13 protein-coding genes and 1 riboswitch are annotated in these 14565 nt (G+C 40.8%); of the genes, 3 read left to right on the forward strand and 10 right to left on the reverse strand.

Translation table 11 applies throughout. From position 1 onward, the window contains the following. On the reverse strand, positions 1-362 hold a 362-nt coding region (locus RHS_RS13570; RefSeq protein ID WP_047833496.1), incomplete at its 3' end, for an S-adenosylmethionine synthetase N-terminal domain-containing protein. A 171-nt stretch (positions 363-533) separates the two neighbouring features. Further along, positions 534-632, reverse strand: a riboswitch (SAM riboswitch). Between the two features lie 272 nt (positions 633-904). Here RHS_RS13570 and RHS_RS13575 point away from each other — a divergent pair. Both RHS_RS13575 and pduB read left to right on the forward strand, forming a co-directional pair. Next, positions 905-1501, forward strand: a complete 597-nt coding sequence (locus tag RHS_RS13575; protein ID WP_047833497.1) for a GNAT family N-acetyltransferase — start codon at positions 905-907, stop codon at positions 1499-1501. A gap of 86 nt (positions 1502-1587) precedes the next feature. Further along, positions 1588-2301, forward strand: coding sequence for a microcompartment protein PduB (gene pduB, locus RHS_RS13580; protein ID WP_027295087.1), 714 nt, complete (start codon positions 1588-1590; stop codon positions 2299-2301). Between the two features lie 53 nt (positions 2302-2354). On the opposite strand, the gene RHS_RS13585 is transcribed toward pduB, so the two are convergent. Beyond that, positions 2355-3686 carry an MATE family efflux transporter gene (locus RHS_RS13585; protein ID WP_047833498.1) on the reverse strand — a complete coding sequence of 444 codons (1332 nt, stop codon included), beginning with the start codon at positions 3684-3686 and terminating at the stop codon, positions 2355-2357. A 166-nt stretch (positions 3687-3852) separates the two neighbouring features. Here RHS_RS13585 and RHS_RS13590 point away from each other — a divergent pair, with 166 nt between their 5' ends. Next, positions 3853-4680: a MerR family transcriptional regulator gene (locus tag RHS_RS13590; protein WP_027295089.1), complete on the forward strand. Its 828-nt coding sequence runs from the start codon at positions 3853-3855 to the stop codon at positions 4678-4680. A 27-nt stretch (positions 4681-4707) separates the two neighbouring features. Here RHS_RS13590 and RHS_RS13595 read toward each other — a convergent pair whose 3' ends face one another. The 8 genes from RHS_RS13595 to RHS_RS13630 form a co-directional block, all read right to left on the reverse strand. Beyond that, complete coding sequence (locus RHS_RS13595) at positions 4708-5055, reverse strand: DUF1622 domain-containing protein (protein WP_044289523.1); 348 nt, start codon at positions 5053-5055, stop codon at positions 4708-4710. A 91-nt stretch (positions 5056-5146) separates the two neighbouring features. Continuing rightward, on the reverse strand, positions 5147-6106 hold the full coding sequence (locus RHS_RS31010; protein WP_395022370.1) for a hypothetical protein: 960 nt from the start codon (positions 6104-6106) through the stop codon (positions 5147-5149). A 124-nt stretch (positions 6107-6230) separates the two neighbouring features. Continuing rightward, entirely contained in the window at positions 6231-7196 is a 966-nt protein-coding gene (locus tag RHS_RS13605) for a Gfo/Idh/MocA family protein (protein ID WP_027295090.1), read from the reverse strand. Positions 7197-7327: 131 nt separating this feature from the next. Beyond that, positions 7328-8620 (reverse strand): UDP-N-acetylglucosamine 1-carboxyvinyltransferase, encoded by a 1293-nt coding sequence (locus tag RHS_RS13610; RefSeq protein WP_027295091.1) that lies wholly within the window; start codon positions 8618-8620, stop codon positions 7328-7330. Between the two features lie 256 nt (positions 8621-8876). Then, positions 8877-9416, reverse strand: coding sequence for a shikimate kinase (locus tag RHS_RS13615; protein ID WP_395022372.1), 540 nt, complete (start codon positions 9414-9416; stop codon positions 8877-8879). A 213-nt stretch (positions 9417-9629) separates the two neighbouring features. Next, positions 9630-10595: a permease prefix domain 1-containing protein gene (locus tag RHS_RS13620; RefSeq protein WP_044293932.1), complete on the reverse strand. Its 966-nt coding sequence runs from the start codon at positions 10593-10595 to the stop codon at positions 9630-9632. Then, positions 10595-10924 carry a PadR family transcriptional regulator gene (locus tag RHS_RS13625; protein WP_044293931.1) on the reverse strand — a complete coding sequence of 110 codons (330 nt, stop codon included), beginning with the start codon at positions 10922-10924 and terminating at the stop codon, positions 10595-10597. The genes RHS_RS13620 and RHS_RS13625 overlap by 1 nt, the downstream gene beginning before the upstream one ends. A gap of 186 nt (positions 10925-11110) precedes the next feature. Then, positions 11111-14377: a PAS domain-containing hybrid sensor histidine kinase/response regulator gene (locus tag RHS_RS13630; RefSeq protein ID WP_047833499.1), complete on the reverse strand. Its 3267-nt coding sequence runs from the start codon at positions 14375-14377 to the stop codon at positions 11111-11113. Positions 14378-14565 lie beyond the last annotated feature (188 nt).

Consider the following 14565-nt stretch of genomic DNA (forward strand, 5'->3'; position numbering starts at 1 on the left):
TCATCGGTCATGGTATTTTCCTTTGCTTCCAGCGCTTTGTCAACGCCCATGGCAATATCGGAAGACTGCTCGTCAATGGCTGTGATAACGCCGCAGGTTTCCGCATCAAATCCATATTTTCCACGTGTATAGCCAATGTTTCTTACCGTATCACGCACAATCTTCTGGATATCCACATAAGCATTTGTAGAAATTTCTCCCATTACCAGAACCATGCCTGTAGTAGTTGCAGTCTCACACGCCACACGGCTCATGGGATCCTGCTCTAACAGAGCATCTAAGATAGCATCAGAGATCTGGTCGCACATTTTGTCCGGATGTCCTTCTGTTACTGATTCAGAAGTAAATAATAATTTTTCCATAGAATCCTCCTTTGGATAAGAGCATTTATATTTTCTCACGAGATCGATTTAACATATCCTGCAGGCTTACTTGAGGCCGGGAACATGTCCCGCTTCACAAAACTGCTCCTGCTTTTAAACTAAAAAAGGTCCGCACTAAGCGGACCCCCTATCTATTATGATAAGTAAATCCTCTTATTGTTCGAATTACTCGCTCAGGTTGGCACCTTCCTCTGACGGGGTTGCCGTGGTTTCACAGATCCTTTGTATCTCCACCACTCTGAATAAGAGAAAATATAATATTTAATTTTGTTACGTCTACTACGATAACGCTTATTCGCCTGTTCGTCAAGTACTTTTTTATGGAAATTACTCTAATGATAAAAAGTTGATAAAAAATTATATAGAAAAAGCAATAGAAGCAGATATGTCGTGACTTTAGGAGTACCAAATGATAGAATATGGTAAAGAAACAAGCGATAAGCGGAACGGTACAATAAGATAGCACAACAATCGGAACAACGAATAAAAATCGTTTGCCGGGTTGTGGAAAGGGGAGTAAAATGCAGATTCAAAATACACCTGCACTGGAAACAGACAGACTGATATTAAGGAAATTCACTGAAAATGACATGGATGCCTTATTTTCCATCTACAAAGATGAAGAAGTGAATACTTATTTACCCTGGTTTCCTCTGAAATCACTGGAAGAAACCATAACTTTTTTCAAAGAAAACTATGCCAGATCATATCAGCAGGCGAAAGGATACCGATATGCTGTCTGCCTGAAAACAGATAATGTGCCCATTGGTTATGTACATGTGTGCATAGATGACAGCTATGATTTCGGCTATGGGCTGAGAAAAGAATTCTGGCACAAGGGAATCGTATCAGAGGCAGCAAAAGCCGTATTAGAGCAATTAAAAAGAGACGGATTCCGGTATGTAACAGCTACCCATGATATCAAAAACTCCCGCAGCGGCAAAGTCATGAGACGCCTGGGCATGAACTATCAATATTCTTACGAAGAACACTGGCAGCCGAAGGATATATTAACCACATTCAGAATGTACCAGCTCAATTTCGATGGACAAAATGAACGGGTTTATAAAAAATACTGGGATAAATATCCTGTGCACTTTATTGAAAAAGTTCTGTAAAGCAATATTTGTTTTCGTTGACTTTTTGTTGTTTTTTCTTTATACTGAATGCATGAAAGTATCGTTAAAGAGGAGAAAACAAAACTATGGATGTAAAATCAATCAGCATGAACTGCACAAGAACGGAATTTATCGGAACCGCGGTACTGGACACAATCGGTTTGGTGATTGCGGGAATCGATGATGCTCTTTTGGAACAAATGAATGTTGGAAAAGCTTATCATACCATAGGTGTTTTCAGTTCCCGAACCGGTGCGGCAGGACAGCTCACTGCTGTAGATGAAGCAGTGAAAGCCACCAATACAGAAGTATTATCCATCGAACTTCCCAGAGATACCAAGGGCTGGGGCGGACATGGTAATTACATTGTACTTGGCGGAAACAGTGTTTCTGATGTCAGGCAGGCTGTTTCCATTGCTCTTGAACTGACAAATAAGTATGCAGGGGAACTTTATATCAGCGAAGCCGGACACCTGGAATTTGCTTTTTCTGCAAGTGCAGGGCAGGTACTGAACAAAGCTTTTCACGCTCCCGCAGGCCAGGCGTTTGGCTTCTTATGCGGTTCACCGGCTGCTATCGGTCTTGTAATGGCTGATAATGCAATGAAAGCCGCCGGCGTAAATATAATCGAGTATATGACCCCGAATAAAGGTACCAGCCACTCTAATGAAGTCATTCTTGCTGTATCCGGCAACGCCAGCGCCGTAAAGGAAGCTGTTCTGGCCGCTCGGCAGGTAGGGCTGGAATTATTGATTTCCATGGGCAGCTACCCGGAGATTCCCGGCATACCTTATCTGTAAATACGGTAAATAAAAAAGTTATCAAGAACGTAATCATCTTGATAACTTTTTTCTTATACTGCATAACCGTAAACTTCTCTCTTTCTGCGGAAGAAGAAACAGGAGATAAATACAGTGAGACACTCTGCAAGGGGAACTGCCATCCAGACCCCATCAACGCCTATGATATAAGGCAGAATCAAAATGCAGCTCACTATAAAGCCAAAGGTACGCATAAATGATATCGCCGCCGATATTTTACCGTTTGAAAATGCAGTAAACATGCCGGAAGCGAATATATTCATCCCTGCAAACAAATAGTTGAATGAGAACAGAAAGAATCCTCTGCTGGCAATTTCATAGGTTGCTGAAGTACGCGGTGTAAATATTTCTACAATTATGGGTGCCCCCGCCAACGCAATGATCGTAATTACAACTGCGGAAACGGCAATAAACCGGGTACAGATTTTATATATCCGCCGTAGTAAAATCACATTTCCACTTCCGTAGTTAAAACTGAACACAGGCGCTACACCTATTGCAAATCCCAGATATAAAGCATTGAACAGGAACTGGCCATAAAGTACGATCGTAATCGCCGCAACGCCATTTTCCCCCAGAAACCGAAGCATAATAATATTAAACAAAAAGGTTACAATTGCAGCAGACAGATTGGTAACCATCTCTGACGAACCGTTCAGACAGCTTTCTTTCAGCACGCCAAAATCCATTTTGGGTTTAACAAAGAATAAATCTCTCTTTATTTTCCAAAAATAGATAAGGCCGGCTACACCCGGTACTGCCTGTCCAATTCCGGTAGCCAGAGCTGCTCCCCCGATCCCCATCTGCAACGGACCCATAAAAACGTAATCCAGCACAGCATTTGTAAGTCCTCCCAGCAAAGTCAGTCCCAGTCCGATTACAGGCTTCCCTGCTGTCACGAAGAATGACTGGAATAACAGCTGAAGTACACATGCAGGCGCAAATAAAAGGAGAATCTGTAAATAAGAAATACTATTCCCAAGTATTTTATCCGTAGCCCCCAGCGCTTTTACCATAGGCTCTATAAAAATATTGCCTGCCGTTAAGGACAAGATACCAAACAACAATCCGGAAATTACAATTAAAGTAAAATTCTGTCTGGCTTCCTCTGGTTTCTTTTCTCCCATTTTTCTTGCTATAATTGCACTGCCGCCGGTAGCCAGCATAACGCCAACCGCTATCAGTATATTCACCGCAGGATAAACAATATTTGTAGCAGACAGAGCATCACTTCCAAGAAGCCTGGATATAAAAACACCATCCACAATGGTATACAGGGACATAAACACCATCATTACCATAGTAGGCAGAGCAAATCTCAGCAGAGAAACAAAATTAAAATCTTTCGTAATTGAATTTTTCATGATATAACACCTCTTTTTATTGCATTTTAGCGATTTCTTTACTATCATAAGGTATCGGGTTACCCTATAGTCAAGGAAAAATTATTTTCTAATAAAATGTGAGTTTACAATTTATATATTATTTAAATTAAAAAAAATATGAAAGGAAGCTAAGGAAGGGAGATTTATGATTAATAAAGATCTTTATTTTACAACAGGAGAATTTGCAAAACTCACCGGAGTCACCAAGCACACCCTGTTTCACTATGACAAAATCGGTCTGTTTTCTCCTGAAATAAAACTGGACAACGATTATCGGTATTACTCCATTTCCCAGCTGGATGTGTTTGATGTGATCTGGAATTTAAAAGAGCTGGATATGCCCTTGTCTGATATAAAATACTACCTGGATCATAAAAGCCCTCAAGCCTTAATATCACTTTTAGAAGAAGAGGAAAAAATAATCGACCGGAAAATGGCAAAACTGAAGAAAACCAAAAAATGGCTGCGGTTTAAATCTGAATTTATTCAAAAAGCTCTGCAAAAAGATTTTTCCAGAATTGAGGTATTAGAAACAGCGCCCCAGTACTATATTCCTACCCATACTTCAACTTATAATGACAAAGAACTGGCAAAAAAAATAGGGGAACTGATTAGTCTGGGGGAAAACCTTGGAATTAAGAGCCCTTATGGGATCGGATTTCTGCAATACGCAACGAAAATTCACCAAGGTATATACAACGATTACCGCCATATTTATCTGCTCCTGGATTCCCCGCCTAAGGGAGTTTCTTATACCTTAAAGCCGGGAGGGGCTTATTTATATGGTTACCATCAGGGCGGTTGGAAACAGATCGGAGAAACTTATCGCCGGATGCTTACGTTTGCGGGAGAACATGCACTGGAATTAGATGAACTCTTCTTCGAAGATTATCTGCTGGATGAACTAACAGTAAATGGATATGACAATTATGTGATTCAGATTTCTGTTTTAGTCAAAGAAAAAAGAGACTGATTCAGTCTCTTCAGATCTCTTAACCATTCAATTCTCTTCTTTCTTACTAAGATGAAGGTCATATTCTTTTTCTTCATTTTTTATTTCCCAGTGAATTAAAAATGTCAGGATAGCCCGCAAAGCAATAATTCCTGCTACCAGGACAATTTCAGAGATTTGGCGAACAACTACCGTTCTTAGAATTTCACTGCCAAGCTTAAATTCCAACCCCATTGCCAGTCCCTTTGCCAGCATGAGCCGCGTCTCCGGTTTTCTGCGGATATAATTAATAATTCCCTGAATTCCGGTATACGCGATGACACCCACGCCAATGTACTCAAAGAGCAGCACCGCCAGGTTTACGATGGACACCAATGTGCTTTCCAAAAATACCATTGTTTCTTATCCTTTCAGCTTTATCTGTTCTGTCCCCCAAGAGCGTGTCCGAACTTTGTTTTCAAACACGCTATAAATCATTTTAAAATTATTATTTCTTACTCTTTGTCACAAATCCAAAATCTACTGTTCCGTTGCCCCATTTTGCGGTTATCTGATAGGTATACCCTGCTTCTGCTGCCGGAATAATGAATACTCCATCCTTCTCTTCCGGCTCTACCTTTTCTCCCTCGGGTAAATCGCTGCCTTCGCTATACTGCTTCTGTACATCCTCCGTCCACCGGATAATTTCTATGGTGTCTGGTTTTTTCGTAAAGTCCAGTTTCAGATCCGTAGGTTCATTTAAAGTAAGATCATTGATTTCCTTCCATCCAAGGACCGGCGTCATATCTGTTTTTGCAGTACCTGTGGTTCCATCCTCATTTTCGTAGCTCCACTCGTATCCGCCCCGGGTAATCGCTGCCGATACGACTGCTTCCGGCTGGGTGTACTCAGCAGAAAGATATGGAGGCTCAGCAGGATCCGGCTCCTGGTAAATCTGGTCGATGATCTCATTATACTGGTCCGCATCCTCCGGCTTTCCGGTCTGATCCAGCACCATTTTTGTAACTCCCGGGTACTGTCCCGGATAAGACTGCAGCATTATTCCATTTCCATAAATCTTTAAAATATTTCCTCTGGTCAGATCTTCCTGCTTGATCTGTTTCCCATCTTTATCAACCAGACCGCCCTCCGGCACCGGTGCCGTGAAAAGTGTTCCGTTTTTTGTATCGATAAAAATAAAGTTTTCTTCTCCATAGGTGAGATACATGGCAGTAATTACATTTTCCTCTGGATTTTCAGATGAATTTTCAGTTTTTTTCTCCGTCTGTAATTCCGATGAGTTTTCTGTTTTTTGTTCTGTCAATGTTTCCGATGACTGCTCCGTTTTTCCCATTTTATCTTCAGAATTTTTTTTCTTATTTCCTGTCACCAACACAGCTGCAGCAACTGCTATTACAACGAGCACTACAACTCCGGCAATGATATACTTCATGTTTTTATTTTTCATGTTCGTTTTCTCCTTTACTCTGATTATGAACAGTATCAGTTAATATCATACTATATATCATGATATTTATAAAGAAGAATTCAATTTTTTATTAGGATAAACCTTGATTGGCATGAATTGGTGCTTAACCCTTTCTTCCCATTAGCTGATCAAACATTGTAGCGCAGCGGATTGTCATTTCATGAGGTGTCACCTTGCTCTCCACCTCACCACGTTTCACGCAGTCCACCATTTCCTGGATTTCATAAATAAATCCATTCTCTGTCTGATCTGTAAAATGTACCGGTTCTTCCCGGTCACGGTACAGGGAACACTCTTGTCCATAGTGAACCAGCGGTACTACAATCTTTCCTTCGGTCCCGTAAAATACAGCTTCATCATTTAGCTTTGCAGCAATGCTTGCGTGCATATTTGCAATACAATTATCATATAAAATGGATATCTGTTCGGTTTTATCAACCCCGGTTTCAGATTGAATCATATAGGTATGTATATCTTTTACCGGACGATCTAAAAAATATGTCATCAGTTCAAAACAATAAACCGTGATATCCGTTGCCGCACCGCCCGCCAGATCAGGATTATTAAAGCGGTTCTTTGGATCATTTCCCGCCTGGAAGCCAATATTAATTTCGGCCAGCTCTACATTACCGATTTTACCTTCATCCAGCCATTGTTTAGCAATTTTGTTATGAGGAAGGAATCTGGACCACATCCCCTCCATAACAAAGACTCCCAGCTCTTTGGATCTTTGGAATACTAGTCTTGCTTCCTCTCCATTTACCATCATTGCTTTTTCACAGAGTACCGGTTTCTTATAATCCAGGCAGAGCATCGTAAGTTCAAAGTGGTAATTGGGCGTCGTTGCAATATAGACTCCATCCGGATCTGCATCCTTTAACATCTCTTCATAGCTGTCATATGCCTGGGCTACATTGTTCTTTTTAGCAAACCGGGATGCCCGGTCCAGACTCTTACTGGCGACTGCAATTACTTCCATGTTCTCCAGCCGGTTAACCGCATCACAAAATTTTTCAGCAATACCTCCTGCCCCCATGATAGCAAAGCGAAATATCTTTTCCTGTCCCATAAATATCATCCTCCATCTCTTTCATAAAAAGCCAAAGAAATCAATCCTTTGGCTGGTTTACAATTTAAAAATAAATAAAGAGGGACAAAGGATTGCTAAAATCCTCCGTCCCCGATTGTCAGAGTGTATCTTCATCCCACTCTTAATTTAAATTTCTGTATTTCTTTTTCACTCGAAACTTTTTCTATTTCAGCTCCAAGGCCACGGAGTTTATCTTCAAAACATTCATAGCCACGCTGGATATAAACGATATCATCTACAATTGTGATTCCTTCCGCTGCAAGCCCCGCAATGACAAGCGCTGCACCAGCTCTTAAATCAGGTGCGCTCACCTGTGCACCTGTCAGTTTGTCCACACCGTAGATAACTGCCGTATTGCCTTCTACCTTGACTGTAGCTCCCATTCTTGCCAGCTCATCCACATATTTAAAACGATTTTCAAATATGCTCTCTGTTACAATACTGGTTCCTGTTGCCAGTGCCAGCGTAACACCGATCTGCGGCTGCATATCCGTAGGATATCCGGGATATGGTAATGTCTTTACATTTGTATTGCGTAACTGCTTTGATGCGACAACACGTACCGCATCATCAAATTCTTCTACTTCACAGCCAATTTCAATCAATTTTGCTGTTGTGGCTTCCAAATGCTTTGGAATTACATTTCTCACCATAACATCCCCCTTCGTTGCTGCTGCTGCAAACATGAAGGTTCCTGCTTCTATCTGATCCGGAATAATGGAATATTCTGTTTTATGAAGCTTCTCTACACCGCGGATACGGATTACATCAGTACCTGCGCCTTTGATATTTGCTCCCATACTGTTCAGGAAGTTCGCCACATCAACGACATGAGGCTCTCTTGCTGAGTTCTCAATAATGGTATATCCTTCTGCCATGGTTGCTGCCATCATAATGTTAATGGTAGCACCAACGGAAACGGTATCTAAAAATATATGTTTTCCAACGAGTCTCTCCGCCTGGGCAACAATCGCTCCATGCTGAATGCTCACTTTTGCTCCTAATGCCTTAAAACCTTTTAAATGCAAATCAATCGGCCTGCTGCCGATATTGCATCCGCCCGGCAGAGGTACTTCTGCCTTCTTGTATTTTCCTAATAACGCTCCTAATAAATAGTAAGAGGCTCTTATCTTTTTTATGAACTCATAATCCACGCTGACACTGCCAATCATGGAGCCATTAATTAAAACTGCGCTCCTGCTTACCCGTTCAACCTTTGCGCCAATTACACTGATAGCTTCTAACAGCACATTCACGTCCTGTACATCTGGTAAATTTTCTACTAGTATGGTCTCATCTGTCATAATTGCGGCTGCAAGGATTCCAAGCGCTGCATTCTTAGCCCCACCGATCTCAACATCACCTACCAGTGGGTTACCGCCTTTAATAATATATTGTTCCATAGGACACCTCTATACTTATTTATACTCTCTTCAATTCTTATAGACAAAAACGACCCCTCGAATTTTGTCTTACTGTTACCCCTTTAAAATATCTAAACTATATTATATCACATTCTTTACTTTTGTAAACAAAAATTAAAATTTAAGTAATTTTTTCCATATATCTTTCAAAAAAAATACAATCAAATAGCATTTCCTGTGCACTATTACCCCTAAAATATGGCAAAATGTTACAAAATTATGTATTTCTATTTGTCTATTTTTTTCTGCACTTCGATCTGTCTCCAGGGGCAATCCCCAGTTTCTTCAAACCTTCCACAACTGCTTCCAGTGTCTCTTCCACCGTTAATCCTGCCTCATTGACAACAATATCCGCATATTTGTCATAGAGCGGTGTTCGTTCGTCAAACAGATTCCGAAGGGTCTGTCCCTCTCTCAGAACAACACCACGCCCTTTTAAATCGCCCAGGCGGGTAAATAAATCTATATAATCTAATTGTAAATAAACCACTGTTCCAATTCGGCTTAAGTTTTCCATAGCATCTTTTCCGTATACTACGCTGCCGCCAGTAGCGATTACGGCATTTTCTTCCTGAATCCGGCTGTTCACCCTGTTTTCTATTTCAATAAAGCCATCTACACCGTCTTCTTCAATAATCTCCCGAAGCAGCCTGCCTTCCTGCTCCTGTATCAATATATCAGCATCCACGAAATGATATCCCAGCACTTTAGCCAGAATTACCCCGACGGTACTCTTACCTACGCCCGGCATCCCGATCAAAACCACGTTACTCATTTGTATACCTCGTTCATTTATTCCTGCGAACAACGAGCCAGATGGGTTCGCTTGCGAATCCATCCGGCAACTGACGCAGGGGTCAGGTACCCCACCGCTTACAGGGGGTATTGTTGTACCATCTTAACATAAATACACATTTGTTGCAAGCTTACAATCAAAAGCAGCCTTATATCAGGCTTTAGAACCGATATAAGACTGCTTCTGGTTATCTTATAAATTTCTCTTAAGATTTGAGTAAGCTGATGCAAAAATACCAAATAGAATACCTGCTGCCGGAAAGACAATCCAGCAGATTTTCCACCCGCCGAAACCGATTCCCCAGATAAAGAAAATCAATGCCGCTATAGGAAATACGACTGCTGCCACAGAACCAATCACTTTATTTTTTTCCTGTTCCTCTTGTGCAAATTCTTCAATCTTTAACAGACGCTTGCAGCACTCTGATCTGGTTCCGAATACAATAAATATATAAACTGCTGCCGCAATCATTATCAATAAAATGCTGACTCCTGCAAATGTAGCTTTATCATTCAGAAATTTACCCAATATTACGGGAATCGGTGATGCAATACAGAGACTTACGCCTACAATAACAGATATAATAAACCCGGATCTTTCTTTCTCCATTAAATTTTCTAAAAATGTTTTTGTTTCATAAGTAATCTGAAATTCTCCTTTTTCAATATTCTTATACTTCTCCATAGAATAGCCTGAGTAAATAAACATTCCTACCGCAATAATAATTATGATAAGCAAGGGAAATAACGTAATGCTGACCAGCAGATTTTCATTCAGTCCACGATCGTCCAAAAGTCCGTACATCAATATCAAATAAGCCACTCCCACCAGTATGATATCCACTCCAATTGCAACCAGGCGGGTGCTTTTCATGCTTTTTTTCAGATATTCACATACTTCCTCACCGTTCATCTGATCAGACTCACTGCACCCATCCAAATTTTCTGAATTAATTTCAAATTCTTTAATTAGCTCATCAATATTTCCAAATTCAGAAATTACAATACCTACTGCTTCGTTTTCTGTCTTTCCGTCGTTTTTCAATTCCTGGTACTTCTCTTCCATATTACCCAATATTTCTTCCTTCAGACGTTCCATCTCCCTTGACATCATAAGTCCCCGGAACATGGTATCCACATATGTCCTGATCGTGTCCATTAGCTCATCTCCTTTAAAAATTTATTAATTACTTCCTTTGTCAGTTGCCATTCTTCGCATTTTTCTTTAAGGTATTCCTTTCCGGCATCTGTAATCCGAAAATAGGTCCTTCTTTTTCCATAAGTCTCATCACCAAAATAGGACTCAATAAATCCATTTTTCTCTAAACGGTTAAAAGCGGAATAAAGAGTTGTTTCTTTCATAACGTATTTTTCATCCGATACCCGCTTGATTTCTTTGGAAATTTCATATCCGTAGGAATCCCCTTTTGACAGGATACTAAGAAGAATTGAGTCATTGTACCCCCTTAAAACATCGCTGCTGATCAAATCTCCACCCCCTGTTCTTCATCACGTAGAGTAATTACTTTATCTGATGAAGTAATCATATCACAATTACTCCATCACGTAAAGTACTTTTTTATGATATTTTTAAAAAAACATTGGGATATTGAATCAACAATATCCCAATGCTCCCGCTTTTAATTAAACTGCTATGTATTTGTTATCAGACCATTATATATATTTTTCCAGGGTCTGGAACAATTTATCCACATCTACCGGTTTAACCAGATACCCGTTCATTCCGGCTTCAAAAGCCTGGTTTTTATCCTCATCAAATGCATTTGCCGACATTGCTATAATTGGAATGGCTCCTGCATCTTTTCTCAGCAGGCCTCTTATGGATCTTGCAGCATCCAGTCCATTCATAACCGGCATTCGGATATCCATAAGGATTGCCAGATAATAGTTTTCCGGCATACTCTGGAATTTTTCCAGTGCCTCGGCCCCATCCTCCGCTGTGTCTACCTCCATCTGATGCATTTCAAGGAGCGATTTCGCTATTTCCATATTTAATACATTGTCTTCTACGAGTAGCACACGCTGTCCGTTCAGATGATACCCTTTTTTTACTTCCGGTTCATTATGCGTAATCTGAAGCTGTATCAGAGTGTCATAAAGGGTTGCCTTAAATAATGGTTTAGCAATAAAATAATCGGCCCCGGCAGCTTTTGCTTCTGCCTCGATCATGCTCCAATCATATGCTGAAATAATAATAATCATAGTATTGGGACCGGTTAATTCCCGAATTCTCCTGGTTGTCTCTACGCCGTCCATGTCCGGCATCTTCCAGTCAATCAAAGCCAGATCAAATAAACATTCATTTGTCAGTGCTGTCTCTACTTCCTCAATTGCCCTCTGTCCAGAATCAACCCATATGGATTTTGCTCCGATATTGGAAAGAATCATGGATGCCTGCTCCCCTACAATACTGTCATCATCTACAATAAGAACGCTGAGTCCCCTTAACAGTTCCTTTGATTTACGGTCATTTTCTTCTTTTGCATCATCTTCTGCCAATCCAAGTGGAATTTCCACCCGAAATGATGTTCCTTTTCCTACATCACTTTTGACCTGGATGGTACCTCTCATCAGCTGCACCAGATTGTGCACAATAGACAGCCCCAGTCCGCTTCCGGTCTGGTTTCTGGCTATGTCTGAACTTTCCTGTTCAAATGGCTGATATAATTTTTTCATAAAATCTTCAGTCATTCCCACTCCGGTATCCGAGATTGTAAATTCCAGATTTGCAATACTATTTGACCTTCTGACTTCCCGGATCCCCAGAATGATATTCCCGCCTGAGTGAGTAAACTTCATAGCATTTGAAAGCAGATTCATTAAAATCTGATTCATGCGAAGGGAATCTCCTATATAGAAGCGTTCCAGCGGTTCCTCATGGTGTACTTCAAAATCAATCCCCCGCATTACCGATTGCGGATAAATAACTTCGGTAAGGTTCTTTATAAACTCCGAAAATTCGAATCTTGAATTGGTAAGAACCATTTTCCCCCGTTCAATCTTAGACATGTCTAAAATATCATTGATCAGGGCAAGGAGATATCTGGATGATGCATCTATTTTCCGGAAGCAATCCAGCATCCTGTTTTTATCGTTTATCTTCAACTGCCCGATTGTACTCATTCCTATGATTGCATTCATTGGTGTACGGATATCGTGGCTCATCCTGGACAGGAAATCCGACTTGGCATTATTGGCTGATTCCGCAGCGGCCAGCGTATCACGTAAGAGCTGCTCCTGACGTGCTTTCTCTGCTCTCTGTTCATCCAGAACCCGGAAAAGCATGATTGCAAAAACATCTTCAGCGTATGGATTAGCGACAAATATAACATGATTAGCTACCCAGTGATATCTCCCATCCTCTCCCATCTGCCGGAATTCCGTGTATATATCATTGCTGCCGCTTTCAAATCTCTTTAAAATCCCATCTTTGTCAAATGTTCGCTTATATTCTTCCCTGTATGCCGGATAGATCAGGGGATATACCTTTTCTATCATCTCATGATAATTCCCATGGTCATCATGCTGCATAATAAAATGTCCCGAAGTCAGGCATTCATATGTATTCTTTGACAAGTTTATCTTCATTATCAATGGATATGCTGTATAAATGGCAGCTCGTAAAATCTGGTTTTCCAGCAGCTGTTCCTGTTCCCGCTCCTTTGAAAGCATCTTGTTCTCTGTGATATCATTCAGAACCGCCTGAATAACCTCTATGCCGTTAGCATTTATTAGCCGCTCCATGAATACGCTGACCCAGTACCTGGTTCCATCTTTACCTACCCCTTCTCTTTCATAGGCGACTTTATCACCGGTACATTTTAAATTGTCAAATACCGATCTGAAATGCTGGTTTTCTTCCTTTAGCACTAAATCAAAAGTGTCTTTCCCATTTTGAAGAAATTCCTCTCCATTATACCCATAGATTTCCCATGCACGTCTGTTTGCATAATAAATTTTATGGCTTGGGTCCGTACTCAGTTGAATAATTCCGCTGGGAATTGTATTATAGAGCTGTGTCAGGAAATCAGCCTGCCTTTTCACTTCCTGATTAGCCTTTATCAGTCTGAATTCCTGATTTTTACGCTCCGATATATCAGTGATAAAGCAGGAAACAGAAGGCTCTATTCCATCTGTAACTTTTTTGCCAATATCCATTACCCACAAAACTTTTCCATCCGGACGCAAAATGCGGTATTCCAAAGAATAAATATCACCCGCTTCAAAAGCTTTCTCAACCTGTTGCCTCACACTTTCCCTGTCTTCCGGAAATATAAAGTCCCGAAAAGAAATCCGCAGTTCTCCGTCATAGGTGTTCCTGCTCCCGCATCCCAATATCCGGCAAAGCCCGGGGCTGACCCACTTGACGGTAAACGACTCGTCCATGCCGCAGACTGCCATTCCGCCGGGAAGCTGTGACATCATCAGTTCAATCTGCCGGTTCTGCTCAATCACTTTCTCCTGCATCTTCTCAAATGCTTCTTTTGCAGCTTCCACCGGAAATAATTCATCTTCACCCATGGCTGACAGAGGAACTGAATTATGGATATGCATGGTCTCAAGTCCTTTATCCGTTCTTCTGAATATAAAAGTGATTCTTTGACGGGTATGCATGTTCATGCCCGTATCCGGTTTTGCTTCCAGCATACTTTCACCTTCACAGAGATAATAATCTGGTCCCAATTCAGATACCACGTAACGCTTATCCCACATATCACAAAGAATCAGATCGTCTTTTCCCTCCAGAAAGTGGCGGCTGACTTCCTCCTTGCCTTCCGCCCGCTGTTTTTCCCCCGCTCCCAGCCAGATAATATCCTGACTCAGCGTTGAAATAAAATAGTCTATATCGCCTTCGCAAAAGTATCTTTCCAGAATATTGTCTGCAAAGGTTATAATTTCTCTTTTTTCATGATCTGTCATAACAGAAAAGCTCCTTTTCCCCAGAAAATCACTAGTTTATTTTATTATTTTAACATAATTATTTACGAATAGATAGAGGTTCGCACCGAGAAAAATCAGAGGATTTCCCCTTAAATATTTTCCTTTCAGAATGCCCTTAAATTCCTTATTTTTTGCTTGACATTTTCCCCTTAAACGACTATAATTTG

The sequence above is a fragment of the Robinsoniella sp. RHS genome (assembly GCF_001029355.1).
Lineage (GTDB): Bacteria > Bacillota > Clostridia > Lachnospirales > Lachnospiraceae > Robinsoniella > Robinsoniella peoriensis.

Bases quoted from the DNA above. Each gene is read 5' to 3' on its own strand.
- RHS_RS13575 (WP_047833497.1), top strand. From the start codon at position 905: ATGCAGATTCAAAATACACCTGCACTGGAAACAGACAGACTGATATTA.
- RHS_RS13610 (WP_027295091.1), bottom strand. From the start codon at position 8,620: ATGGAACAATATATTATTAAAGGCGGTAACCCACTGGTAGGTGATGTT.
- pduB (WP_027295087.1), top strand. From the start codon at position 1,588: ATGGATGTAAAATCAATCAGCATGAACTGCACAAGAACGGAATTTATC.
- RHS_RS13615 (WP_395022372.1), bottom strand. From the start codon at position 9,416: ATGAGTAACGTGGTTTTGATCGGGATGCCGGGCGTAGGTAAGAGTACC.
- RHS_RS13630 (WP_047833499.1), bottom strand. From the start codon at position 14,377: ATGACAGATCATGAAAAAAGAGAAATTATAACCTTTGCAGACAATATT.
- RHS_RS13595 (WP_044289523.1), bottom strand. From the start codon at position 5,055: ATGGTATTTTTGGAAAGCACATTGGTGTCCATCGTAAACCTGGCGGTG.
- RHS_RS13585 (WP_047833498.1), bottom strand. From the start codon at position 3,686: ATGAAAAATTCAATTACGAAAGATTTTAATTTTGTTTCTCTGCTGAGA.
- RHS_RS13605 (WP_027295090.1), bottom strand. From the start codon at position 7,196: ATGGGACAGGAAAAGATATTTCGCTTTGCTATCATGGGGGCAGGAGGT.
- RHS_RS31010 (WP_395022370.1), bottom strand. From the start codon at position 6,106: ATGAAAAATAAAAACATGAAGTATATCATTGCCGGAGTTGTAGTGCTC.
- RHS_RS13590 (WP_027295089.1), top strand. From the start codon at position 3,853: ATGATTAATAAAGATCTTTATTTTACAACAGGAGAATTTGCAAAACTC.
- RHS_RS13620 (WP_044293932.1), bottom strand. From the start codon at position 10,595: ATGGACACGATCAGGACATATGTGGATACCATGTTCCGGGGACTTATG.